Below are 23,978 nucleotides of genomic sequence, written 5' to 3'. Positions count from 1 at the left end.
TAAGCATGAACGATAAGGTGACGGGCTGCATTAGCATTGGTGCCATTAATACTGTTAATGATGTTATTAAAGTATTAGATGAAATCCCCAGCAGATTCTATAGCTTAACAGATCATTTTTATTAGGATGGTAAGCTACTTGTGGGAGATGAGTTAAAAAAACTGGAAAGAAGATTTATGATAGAGTTTTCAATTCAATTTTCAGCGCTTTTCAAAGAGCAGGGCTCTTATCAAAAACTAAAATATGAATTCGAAATACCTAAGAGATTCATGTTTGCCGATGACTGTAACATTTCCATACGCAACACATTCGAAAAGCTAAATACTAGGTTTGGCAGAGAAGTAGATATGCTAAAGTATTTTACTACTGAGCCAGACTTTTTAGTTCATGCTGGGCAGTCCGTGATGGATGAGGATGGTCAGAAGCTAATAATCGAGGCAAAGCTGAACCCAAATTTAAATAAGTCAGAAATATTTAAAGATATCTTTCATACTTTTATATATTCAAATCAGTATAATTTTCAGTGCAGTATAATGCTTTTGATTCATATAAATGAAAAATGATGGTTGAAGACATTTGAGGAATACCTTGATCAAGGCTATTACCAAGGAGAACTGGAGAGTTCGAAGAAAATATTTGTCATTTTCAAGGCATCACCAGAGGGAAAGGCAACAGCTTATAATCTATTCGAATTGCTATCCCCTCCCACCTGTCCGAAATGCCATCAAAAAATGGTAAAAAGAACAGCCAGGAATGGAGTGAATGCTGGAAGTATTTTTTGGGGATGCTCTTCATTTCCTGATTGCAAAGATACTAAAAGTTTAACGGCTAAGGAGGAACAGGATGAAAATGGATTTTCTTGAGTAGTCCTAAGTTGATTACTTATTTTTTCTTTAGGCTCTGATTTGAACTGTCTTTGTGCGAAATGTCTGCTGTTGGCACTGAGCGGACTGTTACGCAGGGTAAATCTCACGAGCTCCCGGTGGCAGGAGGTGCTCATACCATTATTCATAAGCTGGACGACAGCGTGCAAAGCTCGACTTTTTGCGCAGTGGCCAGCAGGCAAGCCACAGGAGTGGCGCGGCAGGATGATGGCAAGTCAGAGCAATTGCTCGCCGTTCTGCATTAAGAAAAGCAGCAACGGCTCACATTCTCAAGGGGAATCATTATAAACAAAACACATCAGTACTTTATGACTTGCGGTTTTATTATTTGCCTTAAATTATTCATCGGAATTATTTCTGATCCTAAAGAAGTATTTAAATATACGAAGTCAGGAGTTAACAGCGTTAACCTTCCTATTTTTCTATCATAATTTTTATCTTTAAAAACTAAAGAAACATTGGATCCACCTCCTATGCCAAATATTTTCAATGACTTTCCAAATATTTGACTAGAGTAATCTCCAAGCACCATATGAAAATAGACTGTAACAACCGTCAACCCAGCTATCAAAAAAATCTTGCCTTTTAATTCTGAGGTGAAGTAGCAACAATAAAAAATGCATAAAACCAGTGACGATAAATATATGGAAACAGACATCATCCTACTTTCCGAAAAAAGCATGTAACCAAGGAATAGTATCTGAAACAAAACTGAGATAGAAAAGAGAAACCATAATGAGTGGACGTATGAAATAGCATCATTTCTTTTTAAAATAAAATACCCCAAACCACTCCATAAGATCACGGAAAATCCTGCGAGCATCAAAAACGTTAGCCCGCTAGTTAGTGATACCACAAAGAAATTTTCACTTATTAACTCATAACTAAAAAAACCATTCCTTGCCATATAGTTATAAATAAAGCTGAAAGATAGGAATGGGAAGTAAATAAAGTGCATTATGAGAAATGGTATTACTGCAGAGGATGTCTTTTTCACTTTATTAAATCTCTCGCTACGGAATTCACTTCCCACTTTATTTGTTAAATCTTCTAACAAAACACCCTCCTATTAAATTTAGTATTTAGTTAATTGTTTCATTGCGGAAAATATTTCCTCTCTAATCTAGTTTGTACATTCTGCTAGAGAGGTATAAACCATGTTCAAAACACCGTTGTACTTGATCTCAATTTGTCTCAGTTTCAGTGTTGTGGCAAGCGAGTTAGACGAGCTCGCCACCACTCAACGCCTACTCGATCAAGTCCAGCTCTCCCTCGACCGCGCCCGCGCTGTCGCCGCGCAGTCCGATCCCAATAACCGCCGCCGTTACCTCTTCGACTACAAAAAAGCCAATGAAGATCTCAACACCATGCGCGCTGGCATCGACCGCTATACTTAGCCTTCGCGTGCGCAGCCGCTGGATTACGGCAAGGTAAGCGGCGATTACACGCGAGGCCGTCCGCTATGGCGATGACTGCCGCGCAGATCAACGCGTTTAAAACGGCATCCGGCAACATCGATATTAGCGTTCTGTATCTGGTGTCCGTTGGGCTACTACTGTGCGTGCTGTTTCTCTGGGCAGCATGGGCAGCGGTAGATGTCTGTCATGGCTGGGCAAATATCAAAGTCAGGGATGCCGCGCTTGCCCGATTTGTTATCCGTTCAGTAGCTTTACTGATCGTCTGCATCTGGATGTTTGCCAGTTAACCCAGACATCTCGAAGTGCCTTTACTCCCCAAAGAGGAATGTTCCTTAAAATTAAAGTTTGTTCGCTTGTCTCACTTTAGTCATGAGTTAGGGTTCCGGGCTAATTCTGGCCTGGTTGTCGTGTAAACCACCGCTGACCAATCTCTCTACTGTTGAAGTATCTAAATACAGCGGCGGCATTAATTGTATAAGTGGTTGATAGATTTAGAGGGTTGTTGTGATTTTTTACCACAACAAAAAAAGGGTACTAGCGTTAACTAGTACCCTTTCAGAAAGGCATTGATGTTTGACTGTTGCTTTGAACACCACCTTCTCTAAACACCCGTTAGAAATCTTCATTCTAACCAGCATTTCAATTTATGGTGCCCGGACGCGGAATCGAACCACGGACACGGGGATTTTCAATCCCCTGCTCTACCGACTGAGCTATCCGGGCAACGGGGCGCATTAAACCCTACTCGCGCGGCACCGTCAAACGCTTTTCGGCAAAAATCAGCTGACTGATGCCTTTTACAGCAACCTCCAGACCAACCGGTAAAAATTCATTCGCCTATCGCTGGTATAGGTGCATTTTTAGTCGCTTGTGCCGATAACCTTACTGACATCCGATACCAATAATAAGGTCCACCATGTTCAGCACTATTACATCAGGAATATTGTCACGCCTTGCGTGGCAAAAACGCGGTCATAGCAAGGCAACGCTCAGTTCATTACAAGATGCCATCGCCATGGTCGAATTCACCCCAGAAGGAAAGATCCTTACCGCCAACGAGCTGTTTCTCGAGCGCATGGGTTACACGCTCAAAGAGATTGTTGGTCAGCATCACAGCATGTTCTGCACCGCCGATATGCTCAACTCACCGCAATACCGTGACTTCTGGCGACGCCTGAATCGCGGCGAAGGCTTCAGCGATAAATTCCTGCGCGTGGCAAAACACAGCCGTCCTATCTGGCTGGAGGCGAATTACGTGCCGGTGCAGGATCGCAGCGGCCGCGTGATTAAAATCGTCAAGCTGGCGAGCGATATCACCGCGCGCATCATGGACGCGCAAGAGCAGCGCGCCATGACCACCGCGATTGAGCGTTCGATGGCGGTGATTGCCTTCAATCTCAAGGGCGAAGTGTTGATGACCAACGACAACTTCCTGAAAACCATGGGCTATAACGCGTCAGAAGTGATCGGCGTGCATCACAGCCAGTTCTGCCCGCCGGAGATGCGCAACAGCGACGAATATCGCCGCTTCTGGCACAAGCTGAATCAGGGCGAATTTATCTCCGGCCAGTTCCAGCGCATAAATAAACGCGGCCAAACGGTGTGGCTGCGCGCCACTTACAACCCGGTGTTTAACGAAACCGGCGAGCTGTACAAAGTGGTGAAGTTCGCTACCGATGTCACCGCGCAGGTGGAGAAGAATCAGCAAGAGCGCGACGCGGCGCAGCAGGCGTATCAAACTGCGCTGCAAACCAGCGAAAGCACGCGCCTTGGTGCCACGGTGATTGAGAACAGCGTGCAGACCATGAATGATCTGGCGGGCGAGCTGCACGGCATTTCTGGTGATATCAACGATCTGAGTCAGTCGTCGGATCGCATTGGCGCCATTGTTGAGAGTATTCGTCGGATTGCCGATCAAACCAACCTGCTGGCGCTGAACGCCGCGGTGGAAGCGGCGCGCGCCGGTCAGCATGGTCGCAGCTTTGCCGTGGTGGCCAATGAAGTGCGCACGCTGGCGGCCAACATCAACCGCGCCACCACCGAAATTGAGAACATGGTGCAGCAGAACCATACGCTGGCGGAGAAAGCGCTGAAAGGTATCGCCTCCAACCTGAAACGCGCCGATCAGGGCGTGGGGTTGGCAAAAGAAGCCGGCGGCATGATGGCGGATATTCGTGACAGTTCCAGCGAAGTAGTGCGCGCGATTGGGCATGTTACCGCGACATTGCGAGAGGAGTGATGCGATGCAGGTCGCAATGCACCGCGACCCCACAAACTATGCGGCATGACAATAATCTGCCAAGGCCGCATAGTTTACTGCGCCGCCGTCGCCACCGGCGGCGGTGTGGCTTCTGGCATAAAGATGTGGTCGAGAATATTGCGCATCAGCGGTGCCGCCGTGACGCCTTCGTTGCCGCCGTTTTCCAGAATCAACGCCACCGCCACTTTGGGATCGTTAAACGGCGCAAATGCGGTGTAGAAGATGTGGTCACGCAGGCGCATCGGCGTCATTTTGGCGTTATACACCTGATTCTGTTTCAGGCTGAATACCTGCGAGGTGCCCGATTTCGCCGCAATGCCGTACGGCGCGGTGTGAAAGTATTTGTAGCCGGTGCCGTTCGGCGCATTCGCCATGCCGAACATCGCGTGGCGCACCAGCGACCAATACGGCGATTTAGCATCGCCAATCTGCGGCTGCGGTAGTTTTGCCTGGTACAGCTGCACCTCCTTGCCGCGCTGTGATTTCTCCAGCAGATGGGGATTGATCACACGCCCGTTGTTGATGAGCGCCACCATCGCTTTCACCATCTGAATCGGCGTCGCCACCCAATAACCTTGCCCAATGCCCACTGAAACGGTATCGCCCTGATACCACACGTGTTTGTGCACCTTCTGCTTCCATTCGCGGCTCGGCAGCAATCCGGCGTACTCTTCGTTAAGATCGATGCCGGTCGATTTTCCGTAGCCAAACTGGCTCAACATGGTGTGGATGCGATCGATGCCCATCATAAACGCCACCTGATAGAAGAAGCTGTCCGCCGACTCTTCGATGGCTTTGGTGACGTCCAGCATGCCGTGACCGGTTTTTTTCCAGTCGCGATATTTACGATCGGTGCCCGGCAGCGTCCAGGTCGGCGCGCCAAATAGGGTAAAGCTCGGTGTGATGACTTTGGTCAGCAGCGCCGACATCGCCATATAAGGCTTCACGGTGGACGCCGGTGGATACAAGCCTTGCGTAACGCGGTTGATCAGCGGCAGATCTTTATCCTGCAGCAGGGCTTTATAGGCTTTGTAGCTGATGCCTTTGACGAACGGATTGGGATCGTAGCTCGGCGCGGAAACCATCGCCAGCACGCTGCCGTCGTGCGGATCTTCAATCAGCGCCGCGGCACGTTGCCCGGCTAGCTGGCTCTCGACGTACTGCTGCAGATGCAGATCGAGCGTCAGCGTGATGTTCTGACCGGCCACCGGCGGCACCTCTTTCAGCACGCGCACGATGCGGCCGTGGTTATCCACTTCCACTTCCTGATAGCCGGTTTTGCCGTGCAGCAGCGATTCATAATAGCCTTCAATGCCCTGCTTACCGATGTTGTGGTCAGCCGCGTAGTTCTCGCCAACGCCTTCTGCGTTCAGGCGTTTGTAGTCGTTATCGTTGATTTTCGAAACATAGCCAAGCACGTGCGCCAGGTCGGCACCGTAAGGATATTCACGGTCCTGATAGGTATCGACGGTGACGCCGCTAAAGCGGAATTGATTGACGGCGAAGCGCGCAACTTCTTCGTCAGTCAGTTCCGCTTTCAGTTCAACCGGCTTGTAGCGGCTGTTCTGTTTGAGCTCGTGCTCGAAGGTTTCAATCTCTTCCGGCGTAAGATCGACAATCGGCGTCAGCTCTTTCAGCGTTTCCTGCATGTTGTCGATTTTGTACGGCGTGATGTGAATGTCATACCAGCTGACGTTGCGCACCAGCGGAATGCCGTTGCGATCGAAGATCAATCCACGCGTGGGCGCGATGGGGATCATTTTGATGTCATTTTCGTTGGAACGCGTCTGGTAATAACTGTGCTGATCGACCTGCAGGCGATACAGGTTGATGCCTAAAATGGTAAAGCAGATGACAACCAGGGCAAAAGCGACAATCGCACGGCGGGCAAACAGCTTTTCTTCTGCTTCGAAATTACGGAAATTCATCAGGTGGGCTTAGTCTCTTTGTTATCACGCTAATGATAAGCAGAGATTGTTTCAGAGCCAGCACGAAGATGCACAAGCCTGGGTAAAAGTGTGTCAGATGTTTACGGGATGGTGCGGTCTGGTGCCCTCACCCCGGCCCTCTCCCACCGGGAGAGGGAGAAAAAAAGCGCCGACTGGTCCCCTCTCCCGCGTGCGGGAGAGGGTTAGGGTGAGGGAAAAAATCAATCGCCCAGCAGCACTGACTCCAGCGCGATCTTAATCATATCGTTAAAGGTGGTCTGACGCTCAGCCGCCGTGGTCTGCTCGTGGGTGCGGATGTGGTCCGACACGGTACAGATGGTCAGCGCTTTCGCACCAAACTCTGCTGCCACGCCGTAAATACCCGCCGCTTCCATCTCCACACCCAGAATGCCGTACTTCTCCATCACGTCGAACATCTGCGGATCTGGCGTATAGAACAGATCGGCGGAGAAGATGTTACCCACGCGCGCATCAACGCCCAGCGCTTTCGCGGCATCCACGGCGTTACGCACCATGTCGAAGTCAGCAATCGCCGCGAAGTCGTGATCCTTGAAGCGCATGCGGTTCACTTTGGAATCGGTGCAGGCACCCATACCAATCACCACGTCGCGCAGTTTCACGTCTGCGCGCACTGCGCCGCAAGAACCGACACGGATAATCTTCTTCACGCCGAAATCGGTGATCAGCTCTTTGGTGTAGATCGAGCAGGATGGAATGCCCATGCCGTGACCCATCACCGAAATCTTGCGGCCTTTATAAGTACCGGTGTAACCCAGCATGCCGCGCACGTTGTTCACTTCCACCACATCTTCGAGGAAGGTTTCCGCAATGTGCTTTGCGCGCAGCGGATCGCCTGGCATCAGCACGACGTCCGCGAAATCACCCATTTCTGCATTAATATGAGGCGTTGCCATGGTTATTTTCCTTATTAAATTTGGGGCGCTGTTTTACAGCATGCTCTTGCCGTAGTCCATGCTGGACAGGCCAAAATATTTTGCGATGGTCTGGCCGATATCCGCGAAGGTATCGCGGTATCCCAGCGATCCTGGCTTCACATTCGGGCCGTAGATCAGAATCGGAATGTGCTCACGCGTGTGCTCGGTGCCTTTCCAGCTTGGATCGCAGCCGTGATCGGCGGTGAGGATCAGAATGTCGCCCTCTTTCACCAACTCCATCAGCTCTGGCAAACGACGATCGAACAACTCCAGTCCGCCCGCGTAACCGGCGATATCGCGGCGATGTCCCCACGTTGAGTCAAAATCAACGAAGTTAGTGAACACAATCGAAGTATCTGGCGCTTTCTTCATCTGCTCAATGGTAGCGTTGAACAGCGCGTCTAAGCCGGTGGCTTTGACTTTCTGCGTGATGCCCTGCTCGGCGTAGATATCGGCAATTTTACCCACCGAAATCACTTCACCGCCCTTCTCATCGACCAGTTTTTTCAGCATGGTCGCTGAAGGCGGCTCCACCGCCAGATCATGACGGTTGCCGGTACGCTCGAAGTTACCCGCTTTGTCGCCCACGAACGGACGCGCAATCACGCGACCGATGTTGTAGCCACCATTGGTCAGCTCCTCACGGGCGATTTCACACAGTTCGTACAGGCGATCGAGGCCAAAGGTCTCTTCATGGCAGGCAATCTGGAACACCGAATCCGCCGAGGTGTAGAAAATCGGCTTACCGGTTTTCATGTGCTCTTCGCCGAGCTGGTCGAGAATCACCGTGCCCGATGAGTGACAATTACCGAGATATCCCGGCAGATCGGCACGTTTCACCAGAGTATCCAGCAGCGCCTGCGGGAAGCTGTTCTCTTTATCGCTGAAGTAGCCCCAATCAAACAGCACCGGCACGCCAGCGATTTCCCAGTGGCCCGACGGCGTATCTTTACCGGACGACAATTCGCTGGCGTAAGCATACGCACCGATGATTTCCGCGTTGGGATCGAGGCCTGGCGGGAAACGACCGGTAGAGAGCTCAGCCGCTTTGCCGAGGCCCAGTTTGGTCAGGTTCGGTAAGTGCAGCGGGCCTTCGCGACCTTCATTGGCGCGGCCTTCGAAACAGGCTTCGGCGATATGGCCGAGCGTGTCCGATCCTTCATCACCGAATTTATCGGCGTCTTTGCTGGAGCCGATCCCGAAGGAGTCGAGAACCATAATAAAAGCACGTTTCATGCAAGTCTCCTGCGCAATGCGCGATGACAAGTCAAAAAAAAGCGATCAGATCAGTATACCCGAACGGCCGCTGCCTGGCACGAAGAAGCGCCAGTTATTCGCTAATGCGACGATAAACTACCGGCGTGATCGCTGGCGCAGTGTCGCTCAGCGTGATGGCTGCTTTAACGGCGGCGGCGGCCTGCTGCCACTGCGCTTCCGATGCGGCGTGGATAATTGCCAGCGGACGCTGCGCGTCAATCTGCGTGCCGAGCGTGGTCATGTCGCTCAGGCCCACGCTGTAATCAATGCTGTCGCTGGCGCGCTGGCGGCCCCCGCCGAGCGCAACCACCGCCATGCCGAGCGCACGCGTATCCATCGCGCTGACGATACCGGCGCCATCGGCGTATACCGCTTTGCTCAGCGTTGGCGCGGGCAGATAGCTGTCCATGCGCTCGATGAAATCTACCGGACCCTTTTGCGCCGCCACCATGCGGGCAAATACTTCAGCGGCTTTGCCGTTATCCAGCACCTGCTGCAGCTTTTGGCGCGCATCGGCGTCATTCTCAGCCAGTTTGCCGGAGATCAGCATTTCCGCGCACAGCGCCATCGTCACTTCCAGCAAGCGCGGATTGCGCGCCTCGCCGGTCAGGAACTGCACCGCTTCACGCACTTCCAGCGCATTACCGGCGGTAGAAGCCAGCACCTGATTCATGTCGGTGAGCAGCGCGGTGGTTTTACAACCTGCGCCATTGGCGACGCCAACAATCGCCTGCGCCAGATTTTCTGAGGCTTCAAAGGTCGGCATAAAGGCGCCGGAGCCCACTTTCACATCCATCACCAGCGCATCCAATCCTTCCGCCAGTTTTTTGGCGAGGATCGACGCGGTGATCAGCGGGATGGAGTCCACGGTGGCAGTGATATCGCGCGTGGCGTAAAAACGTTTGTCGGCCGGCGCCAGCGAATTGGTCTGGCCAATAATCGCGATGCCGACGTCTTTGATAATCTGGCGGAAACGGTCGTCGCTCGGGAAGATATCAAAGCCCGGAATCGCTTCCAGTTTATCCAGCGTGCCGCCGGTGTGGCCGAGGCCGCGCCCGGAGATCATCGGCACATAACCGCCGCACGCCGCTACCATCGGGCCGAGCATCAGCGAAGTGACATCGCCAACGCCGCCGGTGGAGTGTTTATCAACAATCGGGCCGTTGAGATTCAGCGATTTCCAGTTCAGCACCGTGCCGGAGTCGCGCATCGCCATAGTCAGCGCCACGCGCTCGTCGAGCGTCATATCATGGAAATAGATGGTCATCGCCAATGCGGCAATTTGACCTTCCGAAACGCTGTTGTCGCGCACGCCGTTGATGAAGAAGCGAATCTCCGCTTCACTCAGCGCCTGGCCGTCGCGTTTTTTTCGAATAATTTCTTGTGGCAGGAACACGGTTGCCTCCCTGAAGGGATAGAAATTGAAATGATACGGCAGCTTGCACCTGCCATAGCGGCGCGATTTATCGCGCGATGTTAAGTCGGGGCTGAAGCGTAAAAACCAGCGCGATAAATCGCGCCGCTACGAATCGCGAAACCATCAGCGAAAGAGATTAATAACCGGCTTTGCTGGTCGCGGTTTCGTGGCCCAGCGTATTCAGCAGGCTTGCCAGCAGGCTGGAGGCACCGAAGCGGAAATGACGCGCATCCGCCCAGCCTTCACCCAGAATGTCGTCCGCCAGCTGCAGATAAAGCGCCGCGTCTTCTGCAGTGCGCACGCCGCCCGCCGGTTTGAAACCAACCTGCTGCTTCACGCCTTTGTCGCGGATCACTTGCATCATGATCGCCGCCACTTCTGGCGTCGCGTTGACCGGCACTTTACCGGTGGAGGTTTTGATGAAATCGGCACCCGCATCGATAGCGATTTCCGAAGCGGCACGAATCAGCGCTTCATCTTTCAGCTCGCCGCTTTCGATGATCACTTTCAGCAGCACGTTTGCCTGTGCGCAGGCTTCTTTACAGGCTTTCACCAGCTCGAAACCGATATCACGGTTACCGGCAATCAGCGCACGATACGGGAACACTACATCCACTTCGTCAGCGCCGTAGGCGATTGCCGCGCGGGTTTCGGCCAGCGCTATCTCAACGTCATCGTTGCCGTGCGGGAAGTTGGTGACGGTGGCGATGCGGATTTCCGGCGTACCCTGCTCGCGCAGCGCTTTACGTGCTGCCGGGATGAAACGTGGATAGATGCAGATGGCAGCGGTGTTACCGGCTGGGGATTTCGCCTGACGGCACAGCGCGATCACTTTCTCGTCGGTGTCGTCTTCGTTCAGGGTGGTTAAATCCATCAGTTGCAATGCGCGCTGTGCTGCTGCTTTCAAGTCGGTCATGATGCTCTCCAAAATTCAGATCGGCGGGCACAACCCACCGGGGAATGTGATAATTCTAACAACTACCGTGACGTTAAATTGCGCTTCACGTCACACGAAAAAGAAAACCTGTCATTTAAATACAATTATTTAGTGATATTTATCACAAATTACCACCAATCAGGCGGGAATGCGTCGTAATGGTCATTGTTATTATTATCACAAAAATGGACGCAAAAGTGTACTCTCAGCTTTATCAATGTAGCTAATCAGGCGTAAGGCAGCGTAAATGCAGAATCTGTCGGGGGGAGAATCAGGCAGGCAAGGCGAACAGCTGCTGGCTGTTATGCCAAAGCGCATCGGCGATCGCTTCAGGGGATTCGCTGCGTAACTGACACAGCACGTCAAACACATTGCGCGCCCGCTCGGGGCGATTGGGCTGCCCCTGAAATCCTTGCAGCGGCATATCGGGCGCGTCGGTTTCCAGTAACAACGCCTTGAGCGGCAGGTTGGCGATGGTGTTGCGGGTTTTACTGGCGCGTTCATAGGTGATAGTGCCGCCAACGCCAATGGCATAGCCAAGCTGAATAAAGCGCTCCGCCTGCTGCTGGCTACCCGCAAAACCGTGTACCACGCCGCGACGTGGCAGATCGTGACGACGTAAATGCAGCGCTAATTGATCGTGGGTGCGGCGCGAGTGCAAAATCACTGGCAGATCGTATTGCTTCGCCAGCTTGAGCTGCTTATCGAGCAGCCGCGTCTGTTTGGCAAATTGCGCATCGTCCATATAGAGATCGAGGCCGATCTCGCCGATCGCCACACGCTTGCTATCGGGCTTTTTCAGCCAGCGCGCTAATTCATCAAGGTGCGCATCTTCCTGATGCTCAGCAATATTGATTGGATGCAGGCCCAGCGCGGCATACAGCGCCGGATGCTGCTGCGCCAGTTGCGTCACAAGCGCGAAACGGCTGGCATCCACGCTCGGTACAATGATGCGTTCCACGCCGGCCTGCGCAGCGCGTGCAATGCTGGCGTGCGCATCATCAACGAACGGCGGGAAATCGAAATGGCAATGCGTGTCGATAAACTTCATGCCAGCGAACCTTTATCAAAATCGGCATCGTTTTCCGCCAGCGCGGGCGTAATCAGCGGGCGATTGTCGGGCGCATTCGCCACCGCGGCCGGCGGGGTAACCGTGGTTGAACGCACCAGCGGCTCAGCATCACTCAGCCATTGACCAAGCGTGGCGAGGAAATAGCGCCCGCTGCGGCGACCTAAATGGTAATCCTGATTCAGCGATGACAAGCGGCTGCCAAGCGCCATGCTCGCCAGCGGTTTTGGCGGACAGATTTCGATGATGCGCAGATTATCCGGCGGCTGCTCGATGAACTGCTGAATCTCGCGATAGCTCTCTTCATGCTGATGCAGGATGTTGATCATCGGCTGCAATGCGCTGTCGGACAAAAAGCGTTCCATGCGTTTAAACCACTTCGGCGTGTAGGACACCTGCGACGGCACCGTGCGGATCACCACAATGGTGTCCGCGCCACGGCGCGCAGCTTCGCGTACCGGAATGGCATCGCTGATGCCGCCGTCAAGATAGCTCACGCCGTCCATCTGCACGCCGCTGCGGTAAAAACCGGGGATCGCGCTGGACGCTTTTAGGATGTCGTGCCAGTTGGTGCTGATCGGGTTGAAGTACTCGGCGCTGTAATCGTCGCTGCGGCAGGCGCACATATAGAATTCGCTGCCTTTGGCAAACAGCCCTTCGGCGGTGTTGAGCGCCAGCGGGAATTCCTGTTTAGTGATATCGATCAGCCAATCGAGATCGATAAGATGCCCGCCGCGCACGAATCGTAGCGGATCAAAGAACAGTTTGCTGGTGGTGTAACGGGAGATCACGCGTCGCGCGTAGCCAGGCTGGCCACAGACAAATGCCGACAGGTTTTGCGCCCCGGCCGAGGTGCCGAGTAACAGTTGAAAAGGATTGAAGCCTGCGCGTTGAAATTCGTCCAGCACGCCTGCGGTAAAGATGCCGCGCTGACCGCCGCCTTCGCACACCAAGGCAATTTTATTTGATTTGAAAGGAGTTAAAGCCAGCGGTTCGAATGAACCTAATGTCAACGGTATACGTGTGCCCAATGGATGTCCCTCAGTGTTGCTTGCTCTGAGGGAGTCGCCGAAGCAGCATCCCGGAGAACCAGTCATTGTCGTTCCCTGACCAATTGCTTCTGCAATCGTTGCGGCTTCGTAGTATGCCGCACAAGACCGGTCTCCGCTTTAGGTGACTCGCGGGTTAGCGTCTATTGAGACGCAAGTAGTCAGGGTCGTTTGCGCCCGGTAAACAGGCTCACGAGGAACAGAATAATACCGACAATGAAGACAATTTTAGCTGCCCATGCTGCCGTACCCGCCAGACCGCCGAAACCTAATGCCGCAGCAATCAGAGCGATGACCAGAAAGATAATACCCCAACGAAACATAAGCCTCTCCTTTACCATTGTGAAAATCGAACTGCTTATTTACACCTTTGTTTTTATTACGAAACGGCACCTGCTGGTGCCGAGTCGCTCGCGTTAAGATTTCACCTTCAGGTCATTCTTCACGCTTTTCACGCCTTCAATGGCTTTGGCGATCTTCTCAGCACGATCGGACTGTGCCTGATTCGCCACTTCCCCTGATAACTGCACCACGCCGTCGGTGGTTTCCACCTTAACGTTGCGTGATGGCACGATATCATCTGCTAAAAGCTTAGCTTTAATTTCGCTGGTGGTTGCGGTATCGCCCGCATAACCTTTCAGAGAAGCATTTTTGCTGTCTTTAACGTGTAGTTTGTCGCTGACGGATTTCACACCTTCGACTTTCTGCACCAGCGCGACGGCTTTTTCAGCCTGATCCTGAGAAGCCACGAAGCCGCTCAGTGTCACCACGCCATCGTGCGTTTTGACGGAGATATCCGTGCTTTTAATTGCGTCATCATCCACCAGCGCCGCTTTGGCTTTAGCCGTGATGCCGCTGTCATCCATATAGCCATCGACTTTTTTCATAGAGCTATCGATCTTCGCACCCGCGCTGTCGGAGGTTTGCTGTGCTTTCTGCGACAGTGATTCATCTGCAAACGCCGCACCGCTCAGCAGAGCAGAACCGGCCAGGGCAGCAATCAGGGTTTTAGCAATCTTAGTCTTATTCATCGATATCATCCTTCTATCAGTTAACTCATCCGTTATCGCGGATGCGCCAGCAACGAACGGCGTTGCTGAGTTACTGGACGTAATGAAACCCGAAAGGTCTCTTTTCTCGTCCGACAGGATAATAGTAGTAGGGATTACAGCTTTTGCTGGCTCTTGTGGTTGATATATCGCCAAAAAGAGAAAAAAACAGCGGAATTAGGAGGAGTCTGTAACAAACAAAACAGGGCCAGTGAAAATCACAGGCCCTGCTGGCAACGGCGATTAGTGCTCGCGCGTTTTGCGGAATCTCACGTCAGGATAGCGTTCCTGAGTGATGTTGAGGTTCACCATGGTTGGCGCGATATACGTGAGGTTATCACCGCCATCGAGCGCCAGGTTCACTTCATTTTTACGCTGGAAATCGTCGAATTTCTTCGCATCATCACACTCAACCCAGCGAGCGGTTGAGACGTTGATGGCTTCGTAGATCGCTTCAACGTTGTATTCGCTTTTCAGGCGTGCCACCACCACTTCGAACTGCAGCACACCGACCGCGCCCACAATCAGATCGTTATTGTGCACCGGACGGAACACCTGCACCGCGCCCTCTTCCGACAGCTGAACCAGCCCTTTCAGCAGCTGTTTCTGCTTCAGCGGATCGCGCAGACGGATACGGCGGAACAGCTCTGGCGCGAAGTTCGGAATGCCGGTGAACTTCATGTTTTCACCCTGCGTAAAGGTGTCGCCAATCTGAATGGTGCCGTGGTTGTGCAGACCAATGATGTCGCCCGGATAGGCTTCTTCTACGTGCGAACGGTCGCCGGCCATAAAGGTCAGTGCATCGGAAATCACCACATCTTTACCGGTTCGCACCTGACGCAGCTTCATGCCTTTTTCGTACTTGCCGGATACCACACGCATAAAGGCGACGCGGTCGCGGTGCTTCGGGTCCATGTTTGCCTGGATCTTAAACACGAAGCCGCTGAATTTCTCTTCCTTTGCTTCCACCAAACGCGCGTCGGTGTTGCGCGGCATTGGACGCGGCGCCCAGCTAACCAGGCCATCCAGCATATGATCAACGCCGAAGTTACCCAGCGCGGTGCCGAAGAACACCGGCGTGATTTCGCCACTCAGGAACAGCTCCTGATCGAACTCGTGCGAAGCGCCCTGCACCAGCTCCAGCTCATCGCGCAGCTGCTGTGCCAGATCTTCGCCTACTGCGGCATCCAGTTCTGGATTCGCCAGCCCCTTAACAATGCGCACTTCCTGAATGGTGTGGCCTTTACCGGTTTGATACAGGTAAGTTTCGTCGTTGTAGAGGTGATAAACCCCTTTGAACAACTTGCCGCAGCCAATCGGCCAGGTAATAGGTGCGCAGGCGATCTTCAGCTCACTCTCCACTTCATCCAGCAGCTCCATGGGATCGCGGATGTCACGGTCGAGTTTGTTCATAAAGGTGATGATTGGCGTATCGCGCAGGCGCGTGACTTCCATCAGCTTGCGGGTGCGATCCTCAACACCTTTTGCGGCGTCGATCACCATCAAACAGCAGTCAACCGCCGTCAGCGTACGGTAAGTATCTTCAGAGAAGTCTTCGTGTCCTGGCGTATCCAGCAGGTTCACGAGGCTGTCGCGATACGGGAACTGCATCACCGAGGTGGTGATGGAGATACCACGTTGTTTCTCCATCTCCATCCAGTCCGATTTCGCGTGCTGGTTGGAGCCGCGGCCTTTGACGGTACCGGCGGTTTGAATCGCCTGTCCGAACAGCAGCACTTTTTCGGTGATTGTGGTTTTACCGGCGTCCGGATGCGAGATGATCGCAAAGGTACGGCGGCGCGCCACTTCTTCTAAAAAGGAGGCATTAGACATTGAGTGAATTCTTCTTCAAGGGCAACACGCGGACAGCGCGCTGCGAATAAATCGTTTCGAGGTCATTCCGCAGGATAACGCGGCCAATGGCGACGCAGTGGCGTCGGTTCACAGCAAGAGGTGTGCGATCTACATTGGCGGCAGTCCTGAATCCCGTCAGCATTGAGGCGGCATAGCATACAATATTTCGCAGAAAGGGGGAATCGGTGCCCTAATAGCCCTCACCCTAACCCTCTAATCACCCCAACACCCGCACCACTGCCGCCTTGAAGATCTTCACGCCAATCTCCAGCGAGCTCAGCTCAAAGCGCATCTCAGGATGATGTAAACCCGGCACCAGATTGGTTCCCAATCCCCAGAAACCGGCTTTAACCTGCGGGTTTTTCACCGGGTAATAGAAGAAATCTTCGCTGCCCGGCGTGGTTTTGGTATCCAGCAAACCGGCTTCGCCCAGCACGTCGATAATCGCCGCGCGAATCACCGCCGTGGCTTCTTCATGAATTTCTGCTGCTGGCATCTCTTTTAGCACCACCACGTCCGCCGTGGCACCCAGCGCCGCCACGCTGTGCTGAATCGCCAGCGTGACTTTCTCTTTCAGCACCGCCATTGGCGCGTTTTCCTGCGAACGCAGATCCCACACCACGCGCGCCTCATCCGGCACCGAGTTGGTCACGCCCGCATCGCACAGAAAGCGTGTAGCTTTCACGCTCCAGGTCAAACCCGGCGGCAGATGGATGGCGTTGACGGCCTGCACAGCTTGCACCGCCGCATCCAGCGCGTTGACGCCCAAATGCGGACGCGCCGCATGCGCCGGTGCACCTTTGATGGTGGCTTCCAGCGTGCTGCAGGCAGAGTAAATCACCGCTGGCGTCGCCTGTCCCACATGACACTCTTCCAGCGGACGCACATGGAAGCCGAGAATCATCTCCACATCCTCCAGCGCGCCGCCCTCAATCATCGCCAGCGCACCCGCACCGAGCTCTTCCGCCGGCTGGAATAGTAGCTTGAGCCGCCCTTTCTTGATCGCGCCCTCTTTCATCAGCTCTTGCGCTGCCGTCAGCACCACCGACGAATGGCCATCGTGGCCGCAGGTGTGACGCGCACAGGCTACGCCATCAATGATGTGGCCGAGCGCATCCATATCCGCACGCAGCGCCAGCACCGGACCGGGCACGCCGCTGTCGATTTCCGCCACCATGCCGGTGGTGTTATTGATGCCGCGCGTCACCTTAATTCCGGCGCTCTCCAGCTGATCGGCAATATAAGCAGAGGTCTTGAATTCCTGAAAACCCAGTTCGGGAATTTCATGCAGAAAATGGTAATGCTCTAAGACGTTCGACACCGCTAAGCTCCTGACAAGTAAAGGCAAGCCTCAGCATCGCCCGATGCGCAGCTATAATCAATCCAGCGTGAATGAAAATTAGTCAAAAATGAGAACTCCTCGCATTCAACATGTGAAATAATTCCATTTACAATCAATAAGATAAATTCAACCTTTTTGCGAAAAACCCTTCACATAAAAGTATAGATTGATGCATAATTCGCCGTACTTCACCTGACAAATTAAAAAGGACTCAGCCATGTTAACTGCTGAAATGACCTCGCGTTTAAACGACCAACTGAACCTCGAATTCTTCTCTGCCAACCTCTATCTGCAGATGAGTGCCTGGTGCAGCGATAAAGGCTATGAAGGTGCCGCTTCATTCCTGAAAATGCATTCTCGCGAAGAGATGCAGCACATGCAGAAGCTGTTCGATTACGTCAGCGATGCCGGCGCTTTGCCGGTGCTGGGCAGTATTGCGGCGCCGGCGATTAGCTGGACTTCACTGAACGACGTGCTGGAAGAAGCGCTGAAGCATGAGCAGCTGATCACCAAAAAAATCAACGAGCTGGTGCACACCGCCTTAACCACCCAGGATTACTCAACGTTCAACTTCCTGCAGTGGTACGTTGCCGAGCAGCATGAAGAAGAGAAGCTGTTCAAAACCGTGCTGGATAAACTGGCGATGGTCGGCAACAAAGGCGAAGGCCTGTTCCTGGTGGACAAAGATCTCGGCCACATGTCCGTCGACGGCCACGGCGCATAATAATAAAGATTACACACAGCAAAATAGAGAACGCCCGACATGTCGGGCGTTTTTTTATGTAGCGGCACGATCAATGGCGCGAATCTATTCCAACTCTTTCAACCGCAACTCCGACGGCTGCGGACGACCAAAGAAATAGCCCTGGAATAGCGTACACCCCTCTTCGCGCAGCTTCGCAAACTGCTCGCCGTTCTCCACGCCTTCAGCGGTGATCTGAATATCGAGGCTGCGGCTCATGCCGGTAATGGCGCGGATAATCGCCAGCGCCTCGCGGCTGTCGCCCATATCGTTGATAAACGACTTATCGATTTTGATTTTGTCGAACGGGAATGAACGCAGATAACTGAGCGACGAGTAGCCGGTGCCGAAATCATCCAGCGCAATCTGCACGCCAAGCGTTTTCAAACTCTGCAAGGTGCGGATATTACCGAGCGTGTCGTCCAACAGCACTGATTCGGTGATCTCCACTTCCAGCCGATGCGGCGCCAGCCCGGATTCCCGCAGCGCACCTTCCACCACCGACACCAGCGAGCTGTTTTTAAACTGCAGCGGCGACAGGTTCACCGACACCGATTGTTCGGTGTTCCAGCTCTGCGCTTCGCGGCAGGCTTCATACAGCGCATAGGCGCCGAGCATGTGAATCAAACCGGTCTCTTCAGCGATCGGGATGAAATCGTTCGGCATGATCAGCCCTTTGATCGGGTGATGCCAGCGCATCAGCGCTTCATAGCCGATGATGCCCTGCTCGTTGGTAATCGGCTGATAGTAAAGCTTGAGCTGACGACCCGAAATCGCATCACGCAGATCGTTCTCAATCACGCGACGGCTGCGCGCCTGATTGTCCATCTCAATGGTGAAGTGTTCGAAGCGATTACGGCCATTACGTTTGGCTTCGTACAGCGCCATATCGGCGCAGCGCAGCATATGCTCCGGCGTGTTGGTGGCCTGCGAGGTGAGCGCGATACCAACGCTCAAGCCCACCGACAGATTATGCCCTTCAACGTTGATCGGCGGACGTATCGCCTCGATTAGCCGCTGCGCCACCACCGCCGCTTCATCGGCAGCACGAACATTGGGCAACACGATGGCAAACTCATCGCCGCCAATGCGCGCCAGCGTATCGTGATCGCGTAGCGCGCTGCGCAGGCGTTTCGCCACCACGCGCAGCAGGTCATCACCAATCTGGTGGCCGAGCGCATCGTTGACGTTTTTGAAGTTATCGAGATCGAGACACAGCGTGGCGCTGACCTGGTGGTTCTGACTATCGACGCGCAGCGCTTCACTCAGCTTCTGGCGGAACAGCACGCGGTTCGGCAGGCTGGTGAGATTGTCGTGATGCGCCATATGACGAATACGCGCATCGGCTTCGCGCTGATCGGTCACGTCCTCGACAATCAGCATCACGTAGTTCTGACGCATATCTTTGCCGCTGATGGTGGTGGCACGCGTATGCAGAATGCGCTCGCCGCCCGCCGTCAGCAGCAGTTGTTCACGCGAGTGGATGCCTTCGCTGCGCAGCGCCACATCCGCCAGGCTGTTGAAGTAATCACCCAGCTCCGCCGACATACATTCGTGCGGGCGCTTGTGCATGATCAGCGCTTTGTTAATGCCAAACAGCTGCTCAGCTTTGTCATTCACCATCAGGATTTCACGACTGATGGCATCTTCAACGATCACGCACGAGGGAATATTGCTGATGATGGTGTCGAGAAAACCCGACAGCTCCGACATTTTCGCGCTCTGCGACTGCGCCAGATCCCGTGCGCGCAGCAGCTGCTGCTCGTTCTCACGCCGTTCGGTGATATCGCGGGTAATTTTGGCGAAACCGATCAGTTTGCCGCTTTCATCATGAATCGCTTCGATAACAACGTGGGCCCAAAATGCCGAGCCATCTTTGCGGTAGCGCCAGCCTTCATCTTCAAAACGCCCGGTTTTCAACGCAATGCCGAGGTTAGCTTCGGGCGCATTGGCATGACGTTCCGCTGAACTGTAAAACACCGAGAAGTGCTGACCGACAATCTCGTCAGCCAGATAACCTTTAGCGCGCTGTGCACCGTTGTTCCAGTTCACCACGCGGCCCTGCACATCCAGCATATAGATGGCGTAATCGCGCACGCCTTCCACCAGCAGACGGAAGTTCTTCTCCTGCTCGTGTTGTTTACGCAGCAGCGCCTGTTGTTCGGTGCAGTCGCGGGTGATTTTGGCGTAGCCAATCAGCTTGCCGGCATCATCACGAATCGCGTCAATGATGACATGTGCCCAAAATGCGCTGCCATCTTTGCGGTACCGGTAGCCTTCGTCTTCGAAACGACCGGTTTTGAAGGCGGTGGTGAGATTTTTTTCCGGGATATGGTTTTTACGATCCTGGGCGCTGTAGAAGCGTGAGAAGTGCTGTCCAACAATCTCTTCGGCAACGTAGCCTTTCGCGCGCTGTGCGCCTACGTTCCAGTTTTCCACGTTGCCGTCCAAATCGAGCATATAGATGGCGTAATCACTGACGCCTTCCACCAGCATGCGAAAGCGCTGTTCCTGCTCGCGCTGTTTGCGCTGCTGCTCTTGCTGCTCGGTGCAGTCACGGGTGATTTTGGCAAAACCCAGCAGCTCACCAAACTCATCGCGGACAGCGTCGATCACCACATGCGCCCAAAACGCGCTGCCATCTTTACGGTAACGCCAGCCTTCGGTTTCAAAGCGCCCGGTTGCTGTCGCGGTCGCCAGTCCGCGCTGTGGCGCGCCGTTTTTACGATCGTCTTCGCTGTAGAACAGCGCAAAATTCTTCCCTACGATTTCATCGGGCGTGTAACCTTTGGCGCGCTGCGCGCCGCTATTCCAGTTCGCCACCGTGCCATCGGGTTTGAGCATGTAAATGGCGTAATCCACCACGCTCTGTACCAAAAGTCGGTACATGACGTCAGAGTTATTATTCATTGTTATTCGCCTATTGCTGGGCTGGTATCGTCGAAACTTAAGAAAATTCTTAATTATCAAGCAGACTTAAGCGCAAATACGCAGCGCTGACAAGCGCTATTCATCCGCAGACAAATGTTGGTAGGTAAGTTATCGGCAGTGGCGAGAAAATGTTCAGTAGGATACTTCACAAATCATCATACGTTGACGGCAGGCTGGCGTTACGCTTGCCACGGTAAAATGCCGTGCGGCAAGCGTCGCGTCAGGCGTGTGGCAACCGCCATTAATAAGCAAACCACCACAATCATCAGGCAGCCCACCGCCGCCGCCAGCGACGCGGATCCGCCTTCATCAAGGAATACGATGGTCGGTCCGATGGTTTGCGTTTGCGAGGTGACCAGCAGCACCGAAACCTGGATTTCATTCAGCGCGGTGAGAAACACCAGCACGCTGCCCGCCAGCGCCGACGGTGCCGCCAGTGGCAATAAGATGTCGCGCATGCGGCGCAGAAAACCGGCGCCGCACAAACGTGCCGCTTCATCTAATGCCGGTTCCAACTGGGCGAATCCGGCCAGCGTTGGGCGCAGCACCAGCGCGAGGAAGTTCGCCAGATAGGCGGCAAGGATGATCCACACCGTGCCATACAGCGAGACATTAACGATCGGCAGCGGACGCAGGAAGAACAGCATCGCCGCTACGCCGGTGACAATGCCCGGCAGCGCGTAAGTCAGTTCACTCGCCAGCCACAAACCGCGCACTAATTTGGTTCGCCGCCAGCTGAGGAAATAGGCGAGAAACAGCGCGCAAACCGTTAAAATCAGCGCCGCCAGCGTGGTCAATCCGAGGCTGGTGAGAAACGCCTGTCGCACCGCCGGATAACCCCACAACGCGGCGCAGAAGTTCTCCAGCGTCAGCGTTTGCCAGCTCAGCGCCTGGCCAAAACCGCTGGTGAGCGCGGTGATCAACAGCGCGCTGAGCGGCAACAGCAAGGTCAGCGCCATCCACAGCCAGGCGACGCCCTCAACCGCCATACGCCAGCGCCCCAGCGATTGCTGCCACAGGCGCGGTGCACCGTTGACGCGCACATCATGGCGTCCGCCCAACCAGGCGCTGGCCGCCATGCCCGCCAGCGTAATTACCGCAATCAATAACGCATACACCGCGGTGTTTGGCAGCGCGCTCGGACCAATGCCATTCAACTGCTGATACACCAGCGTGATCAGCGTTGGCACGCGCGCCGGAATCCCCAGCATCGCCTGAATACCGAAGTTGCCCGCCGCCGCAACGAAGGTCAGCGCGGCACCGGCAAAAATTGCCGGGCGCGCCAGCGGCAGCACAATGGTGAACAGGATGCGCGCGCGTGACGCACCGCTGGCCTGGGCCGCTTCCACCAAGTCGGCGGGCAAGCGGCGCAAACCGGCGCGCACGGTGAGGAACACCAACGGCGCATTGTGCGTGCCGAGCAGCAGCACAATGCCGGTTAAGGAGTAGAGCGGCTGCTCGCCGGGCGCAAACCACGGCAACTCAAGCGTGGCGAACAGCAGCGCCAGCGGACTGCTCGGAGCCAGCGCCTGCAGCCAGGCCAGCGCCGTCACCTGCGGCGGAATCATCAGCGGCAGGATAAACGCAAACACCCACGCGGTTTTGGCGCGCAGATCGCTAAGCGCCACCAGCCACGCAGCGGCAGTGCCGAGCACCACGGAAATCAGAGTAGAACTGAGCGCGATGAGCAACGTATTGCCGCTGGCGATCAACACGCGATCGCTCGCCAGCAGGCGCGTTAAGCGTGCGATATCCGGCACGCCGCTGGGCGCAATGGCGGTCCACACCAGCCGCATCAGCGGCGCCACCGACAGCAAACCAATCAGCAGCACCAGCAGCGCCAGAATCAGCCGTTCGCTGTTAACGCGCGGCGCTTTGCGCGTCACATTGCGCCATTCGTTGCTCAACACGCTCATGCTTAGCCACCAAACAGCGCGCTGAACCGATCGCGCACTGCCGCATCTTCTTTGATCGCTTTCGCCACGTCCGGCGACAGCAGCTTGATTTTATTGATCGGCGTGAAACCTGCCGGTGCTGAGACGCGATCATCCACCGGACGGTTGCCCTGCTCGACCACCAGCTTCTGGCCTGGCTCGGAAAGCATAAAGTTAACGAAGGCTTTGGCGGCCGGCAGGTTGTGCGCGGTTTTCATGATGGCAACCGGTTCGGTGACATATGACACCCCCTCTTTGGGATAGACCAGATCCACCGGCGAACCCTTTTTCTTCGCCAGAATCACGTCGGCGTCGGTGATGATGCCGTACTTATCCAGCCCGCTGGCGACCGCCTTCAGCGCCGGGCCGTTGCCGCCCTGCGGCGCGATGCCGATGGCCGCCAACTTTTTGTAGAAGCTCCAGCCAATCGATGGCGTGTTGATATCGGTGTGCAGCTTGTAGAGTGCCGCGCCGGAGTAAAGCGGGCTTGGTACCGCAATCTGCCCTTTGTTGGCTTCCACCGCCAGCGCGTTCCAGCTATCAATCGGCTGCGCATGCTGGGTGTTGTAGGCAATTACCGTGGCGATGATTTTGGTGCCGAAGAAGGTTTTGTCTTTGTCATAAAACGATGGATTGATGTGGCTAAGCGGCGCATCGCTGTAGCTGTAGAGATGGTTTTCGTTTTTCAGCGCGCCGAGGTTGATAGCGTCGGCAATCAGCAGCACATCCGGCTTGGCTTCGCCGCTCATCATTTCGGTGCGCAGCACGTTCATTAACTGCGTGGTGCCGTTGCGCGTCCACTCGACCTGCACATTGGGATAGGCGGCTTTAAACGCATCCATGGTTTGCTGGGCAATTTCGGGTGCCTGCGAGGTATAAACCACCAATTTCCCTGCTGGCGCCTCGTCGGCAAAGCTGGCGGCAGAGATCACGAATCCACTGGCTAACATC

General features: G+C 54.3%; 21 protein-coding genes and 1 tRNA gene. 6 read left to right on the top strand and 16 right to left on the bottom strand.

Features of this window, described 5'->3' with window-relative positions; genetic code table 11:
• The first annotated feature begins 140 nt into the window (after positions 1-140).
• A complete protein-coding gene (locus IB226_RS15950; RefSeq protein ID WP_192236333.1) occupies positions 141-563 on the top strand; it encodes a hypothetical protein in 423 nt (140 codons plus the stop codon).
• 3 nt (positions 564-566) lie between these two features.
• The gene (locus tag IB226_RS23285) at positions 567-863 is read left to right on the top strand and encodes a topoisomerase DNA-binding C4 zinc finger domain-containing protein (RefSeq protein WP_225608330.1); all 297 of its coding nucleotides are present in this window, start codon (positions 567-569) and stop codon (positions 861-863) included.
• A 319-nt stretch (positions 864-1,182) separates the two neighbouring features.
• Here the strand turns inward: IB226_RS23285 and IB226_RS15940 are convergent, their stop codons facing one another.
• On the bottom strand, positions 1,183-1,941 hold the full coding sequence (locus IB226_RS15940) for a hypothetical protein (RefSeq protein ID WP_192236331.1): 759 nt from the start codon (positions 1,939-1,941) through the stop codon (positions 1,183-1,185).
• Between the two features lie 100 nt (positions 1,942-2,041).
• Here IB226_RS15940 and IB226_RS15935 point away from each other — a divergent pair, with 100 nt between their 5' ends.
• Both IB226_RS15935 and IB226_RS15930 read left to right on the top strand, forming a co-directional pair.
• A complete protein-coding gene (locus tag IB226_RS15935) occupies positions 2,042-2,281 on the top strand; it encodes an RAQPRD family integrative conjugative element protein (protein WP_225608329.1) in 240 nt (79 codons plus the stop codon).
• A gap of 65 nt (positions 2,282-2,346) precedes the next feature.
• Complete coding sequence (locus IB226_RS15930; protein WP_192236329.1) at positions 2,347-2,589, top strand: TIGR03758 family integrating conjugative element protein; 243 nt, start codon at positions 2,347-2,349, stop codon at positions 2,587-2,589.
• Between the two features lie 360 nt (positions 2,590-2,949).
• Here IB226_RS15930 and IB226_RS15925 read toward each other — a convergent pair.
• Positions 2,950-3,025, bottom strand: a tRNA-Phe gene (locus IB226_RS15925).
• Between the two features lie 193 nt (positions 3,026-3,218).
• On the opposite strand from IB226_RS15925, the gene IB226_RS23355 reads away from it, so the two are divergent.
• Positions 3,219-4,541, top strand: a complete 1,323-nt coding sequence (locus IB226_RS23355) for a PAS domain-containing methyl-accepting chemotaxis protein (RefSeq protein ID WP_192236327.1) — start codon at positions 3,219-3,221, stop codon at positions 4,539-4,541.
• 74 nt (positions 4,542-4,615) lie between these two features.
• On the opposite strand, the gene mrdA is transcribed toward IB226_RS23355, so the two are convergent.
• The 11 genes from mrdA to IB226_RS15865 all read right to left on the bottom strand — a co-directional run bounded on the left by mrdA (position 4,616) and on the right by IB226_RS15865 (position 17,399).
• Complete coding sequence (gene mrdA / locus IB226_RS15915; RefSeq protein ID WP_101761830.1) at positions 4,616-6,490, bottom strand: penicillin-binding protein 2; 1,875 nt, start codon at positions 6,488-6,490, stop codon at positions 4,616-4,618.
• Positions 6,491-6,711: 221 nt separating this feature from the next.
• Positions 6,712-7,425: a purine-nucleoside phosphorylase gene (gene deoD / locus IB226_RS15910; RefSeq protein WP_008103284.1), complete on the bottom strand. Its 714-nt coding sequence runs from the start codon at positions 7,423-7,425 to the stop codon at positions 6,712-6,714.
• A 33-nt stretch (positions 7,426-7,458) separates the two neighbouring features.
• The gene (deoB, locus tag IB226_RS15905) at positions 7,459-8,682 is read right to left on the bottom strand and encodes a phosphopentomutase (protein WP_101761829.1); all 1,224 of its coding nucleotides are present in this window, start codon (positions 8,680-8,682) and stop codon (positions 7,459-7,461) included.
• 94 nt (positions 8,683-8,776) lie between these two features.
• Complete coding sequence (deoA, locus tag IB226_RS15900; RefSeq protein WP_192236325.1) at positions 8,777-10,099, bottom strand: thymidine phosphorylase; 1,323 nt, start codon at positions 10,097-10,099, stop codon at positions 8,777-8,779.
• 157 nt (positions 10,100-10,256) lie between these two features.
• Positions 10,257-11,036 (bottom strand): deoxyribose-phosphate aldolase, encoded by a 780-nt coding sequence (gene deoC / locus IB226_RS15895; protein ID WP_101761827.1) that lies wholly within the window; start codon positions 11,034-11,036, stop codon positions 10,257-10,259.
• A 292-nt stretch (positions 11,037-11,328) separates the two neighbouring features.
• On the bottom strand, positions 11,329-12,108 hold the full coding sequence (locus tag IB226_RS15890) for a TatD family hydrolase (RefSeq protein WP_192236323.1): 780 nt from the start codon (positions 12,106-12,108) through the stop codon (positions 11,329-11,331).
• The gene (locus IB226_RS15885) at positions 12,105-13,157 is read right to left on the bottom strand and encodes a patatin family protein (protein ID WP_192236321.1); all 1,053 of its coding nucleotides are present in this window, start codon (positions 13,155-13,157) and stop codon (positions 12,105-12,107) included. Before IB226_RS15885 ends, IB226_RS15890 begins: the two co-directional genes overlap by 4 nt.
• Positions 13,158-13,336: 179 nt before the next feature.
• Positions 13,337-13,498, bottom strand: a complete 162-nt coding sequence (locus IB226_RS15880; RefSeq protein WP_007893192.1) for a DUF1328 domain-containing protein — start codon at positions 13,496-13,498, stop codon at positions 13,337-13,339.
• 93 nt (positions 13,499-13,591) lie between these two features.
• A complete protein-coding gene (gene osmY, locus IB226_RS15875) occupies positions 13,592-14,206 on the bottom strand; it encodes a molecular chaperone OsmY (protein ID WP_101761824.1) in 615 nt (204 codons plus the stop codon).
• A 261-nt stretch (positions 14,207-14,467) separates the two neighbouring features.
• Positions 14,468-16,057, bottom strand: coding sequence for a peptide chain release factor 3 (gene prfC / locus IB226_RS15870; RefSeq protein WP_101761823.1), 1,590 nt, complete (start codon positions 16,055-16,057; stop codon positions 14,468-14,470).
• 238 nt (positions 16,058-16,295) lie between these two features.
• Complete coding sequence (locus IB226_RS15865) at positions 16,296-17,399, bottom strand: amidohydrolase (RefSeq protein ID WP_192236319.1); 1,104 nt, start codon at positions 17,397-17,399, stop codon at positions 16,296-16,298.
• 238 nt (positions 17,400-17,637) lie between these two features.
• Here IB226_RS15865 and ftnA point away from each other — a divergent pair, with 238 nt between their 5' ends.
• The gene (ftnA, locus tag IB226_RS15860; protein WP_101761821.1) at positions 17,638-18,144 is read left to right on the top strand and encodes a non-heme ferritin; all 507 of its coding nucleotides are present in this window, start codon (positions 17,638-17,640) and stop codon (positions 18,142-18,144) included.
• Positions 18,145-18,228: 84 nt separating this feature from the next.
• Here the strand turns inward: ftnA and IB226_RS15855 are convergent, their stop codons facing one another.
• The 3 genes from IB226_RS15855 to IB226_RS15845 form a co-directional block, all read right to left on the bottom strand.
• Entirely contained in the window at positions 18,229-21,072 is a 2,844-nt protein-coding gene (locus tag IB226_RS15855) for a bifunctional diguanylate cyclase/phosphodiesterase (RefSeq protein WP_192236317.1), read from the bottom strand.
• A 200-nt stretch (positions 21,073-21,272) separates the two neighbouring features.
• Positions 21,273-23,009, bottom strand: coding sequence for an iron ABC transporter permease (locus tag IB226_RS15850; RefSeq protein ID WP_192236315.1), 1,737 nt, complete (start codon positions 23,007-23,009; stop codon positions 21,273-21,275).
• Between the two features lie 2 nt (positions 23,010-23,011).
• Entirely contained in the window at positions 23,012-23,977 is a 966-nt protein-coding gene (locus tag IB226_RS15845; protein ID WP_225608357.1) for an ABC transporter substrate-binding protein, read from the bottom strand.
• Position 23,978 lies beyond the last annotated feature (1 nt).

The sequence above is a fragment of the Pantoea sp. PNT03 genome (assembly GCF_014852515.1).
GTDB lineage: Bacteria > Pseudomonadota > Gammaproteobacteria > Enterobacterales > Enterobacteriaceae > Pantoea > Pantoea leporis.
Note: the sequence above shows the minus strand (reverse complement) of the source record. Positions and strands in the feature narration are given on the sequence as shown.